Origin of the sequence: Streptomyces sp. TRM68367 (assembly GCF_014495685.1) — a bacterium.
Lineage (GTDB): Bacteria > Actinomycetota > Actinomycetes > Streptomycetales > Streptomycetaceae > Streptomyces.
Window position 1 is genome coordinate 1 of sequence record NZ_JACTVI010000241.1, and the last position, 2,414, is coordinate 2,414.

Sequence of the window (2,414 nt, forward strand, 5' to 3'; positions counted from 1 at the left end):
TCCACATCATCGCCGTCCGCACCACACCCGGCGCGGCCTACCGGTGGAACCTCACCGTCCAGCAGCTCCACACGTACTATGTGCTGGCGGGCGAGACTCCGGTCCTCGTTCACAATTGCAATAGTGGTGCAAGCGATGCCATGAATGCCGCCCAACTGAAGCGCTTCTATTCGCAAGCAGAGAAGTATGGGCAGGGCGGGATAAAGGAGCTTGGGAATGGGAGGATTCGCTTCTACGGGAATGTCACGCCAGCCCGCAATCCTGGTGAAATGATTGGCCGCCGCCTCGTGCGCGAATGGGATCCCGGGACGGACTCCACTCGGATCTGGCACGAGACACTTGACACTTCCGGGAATGTGCGAATCGTTCGACCCGACGTCAGTGTCACAGGTGGACGCAAGGTGCACTACATGTTCGATCCTGAAGGAAACTTCACAGGAACCTTCTGAGGGTGTCATGAGAGAAGATCTTCGAGAGCTGGTCGGCAGCTATTTGGCGCGACTCGCTGACGGTGTGGTTCCTCCCGGTGAGGCGGCCGATTGGGCGCTGCTCGTCATGGAGCAGGAGAGCGCCGAGGCTGTTGATCCAAAGATCTGGCGCGCTTTGGATCAACTTGCGGGTGCAGATCTGCTCGAATCTCCTGGAAAATACCTTCACGGACGCGAAGATTTCGCCTGTTGGCGGGCGGAATTTGAGGCTGATTTCAGCTGTTGACGGCAACGCAGCCGGACGCTGACGGCCCCACGAGATATCTCGTGGGGCCGTCAGCGTTCTGCGAGGTGGGTCTTATCGCATGCGGCCGGTGCCGCCTTGGCCGAGCGCCTCGGTGAGGCTGTTGACGGCTTCCCGCTGGAGGCGGGGGCGGACGTGGGCGTAGACGCCGGCGGTTACGCCGATGTGGGCGTGGCCCAGAAGTTCCTTGATCACGACGAGGTCGACTCCTTGTTCCAGTAGCAGGGTCGCGGTCGAGTGGCGAAGGTCGTGGAAGCGGATGTGCCGGAGCCCGGCCCGGTTGAGGAGGCAGCGGAAGCGGCGGGTGAGGTTGGCCGGGTCAAGAGGTCTGCCGGTGGGCGTGGTGAAGGCGAGGCCGCTGTCCCTCCAGGTCGGCCCGGCCTCCTTCCGCTCCCTCTCCTGCCGTTCCTGGTGCTCCTTGAGCGAGTGGAGACACTCGGTGGGCAGGGCGATGCGGCGTTCGGAGGCGCGGGTCTTGGTTGGGAGCTGAGTGAGGCCGCCGGTTCGGGTGCGTTGGAGTGAGTGTCGGATGGTGGCGGTGCCTGCGTTGAGGTCGAGGTCTTCCCAGTGGAGGCCGAGGAGTTCGCCTTTGCGGAGTCCGGTGCGCAGGGCGAGTTCGTAGAGCGCATGCAGTCGGTCGGCGCGGGCAGCGTCGAGGAACAGGCGAGCCTCGGTTGCGGTGAGTGGCCGGAAGCGCCTGGGCTGGTGCGTAGTGGTCTTGACGTTCCGGGCGACGTTGCGGGGCAGTTCGTCTTCCCGGACGGCGTGTTCCAGTGCCGACTTGAGAACCGAGTGCACGTACGTCACGGTCAAGGGGGACAGCCGCTTCTGACAGCACTCGCCGACCGCACAGCACTTCATTCGCTCGGTATCGAGTCCCTGGGTACAGCATTGGCAGGTGGTGCGAAGCCGGTCGAGGAAGGTGCGTACGTCGCGTGCGGTCAGCCGTGCGACCTTCTTGGTGCCGAGGCCGGGGATGAGGTGGAGGCGGACACAGGCGGCGTAGCGGGTGTGGGTGTTCTCGCGGAGCCGGTGGACGGCGACGCTGTTGAGCCAGTAGTTCAGGTAGTCGCCGAGGGTGCTGTCGGCGGTGGCGACGGGCAGCCCGCGGTTGCTGTCGGCGATCCTCTCGGCGAGTTTGTCGGCAGTCTCTCTGCGGGTGGTGCCGTAGACGCGGACGCGTTTGCGGCTGCCGTCGGCGGCGAGGACGTAGCCAGCGGCTTCCCAACGGCCGTCCTTGCGCTGGTAGATGGTGCCCTCACCGTTGGCGCGGGCCTTCCGGCGCTTGGGGGCGGTCATCGGGCGGCCTCTTCCAGGTGGCGCTGGACGTAGTCGTCCAGGGCGTGGGCGGGGATACGGCGGGCGCGGCCGACGGTCAGCGAGGCCAGGCGGCGGGTGCGCATCAGGTCGTAGAGGGCAGAGCGGCCGATCTTGAGGCGGGCCATCGCCTCGGGGACAGTGAGGAGTTCGTCGTCACGCACCGGCTGTCACCTCCTGTTCGCGTGTCGGGCCGCTGCCGATGAGTGCGGCGAGGCGTTCGAGGTCGGGGGTGAGGCCGGTGCCGTCGTACGCCCAGTGGGCCAGGACGAGGGTGCGCCGCCGAAAAGGCCCAGGCGGAGTCCGCACAGACGGCAGAGGCGCAGGGCGACAAGATCGCGGGCGGCACGTGCAGCTTCTCGCCC

At 66.0% G+C, this 2,414-nt stretch carries 4 protein-coding genes and 1 pseudogene; 2 read left to right on the forward strand and 3 right to left on the reverse strand.

The window, feature by feature from the left end; translation table 11 throughout:
* Nucleotides 1–449, forward strand: a pseudogene (locus tag H8R17_RS45145) (hypothetical protein); the annotation flags it as partial.
* Nucleotides 450–456: 7 nt separating this feature from the next.
* Nucleotides 457–714, forward strand: a complete 258-nt coding sequence (locus H8R17_RS45150; protein ID WP_187828945.1) for a hypothetical protein — start codon at nucleotides 457–459, stop codon at nucleotides 712–714.
* Between the two features lie 72 nt (nucleotides 715–786).
* On the opposite strand, the gene H8R17_RS45155 is transcribed toward H8R17_RS45150, so the two are convergent.
* Genes H8R17_RS45155 through H8R17_RS45165 form a run of 3 tightly spaced genes read right to left on the reverse strand, consistent with a single transcriptional unit; the run spans nucleotide 787 to nucleotide 2,358 of the window.
* Complete coding sequence (locus H8R17_RS45155; RefSeq protein ID WP_187828946.1) at nucleotides 787–2,031, reverse strand: site-specific integrase; 1,245 nt, start codon at nucleotides 2,029–2,031, stop codon at nucleotides 787–789.
* Complete coding sequence (locus H8R17_RS45160; protein WP_187828947.1) at nucleotides 2,028–2,213, reverse strand: helix-turn-helix domain-containing protein; 186 nt, start codon at nucleotides 2,211–2,213, stop codon at nucleotides 2,028–2,030. The genes H8R17_RS45155 and H8R17_RS45160 overlap by 4 nt, the downstream gene beginning before the upstream one ends.
* A complete protein-coding gene (locus H8R17_RS45165) occupies nucleotides 2,206–2,358 on the reverse strand; it encodes a hypothetical protein (RefSeq protein ID WP_262506056.1) in 153 nt (50 codons plus the stop codon). Before H8R17_RS45165 ends, H8R17_RS45160 begins: the two co-directional genes overlap by 8 nt.
* Nucleotides 2,359–2,414 lie beyond the last annotated feature (56 nt).

Coding starts and splice junctions, on each gene's coding strand:
- H8R17_RS45150 (WP_187828945.1), top strand. CDS start 457: ATGAGAGAAGATCTTCGAGAGCTGGTCGGCAGCTATTTGGCGCGACTC.
- H8R17_RS45155 (WP_187828946.1), bottom strand. CDS start 2,031: ATGACCGCCCCCAAGCGCCGGAAGGCCCGCGCCAACGGTGAGGGCACC.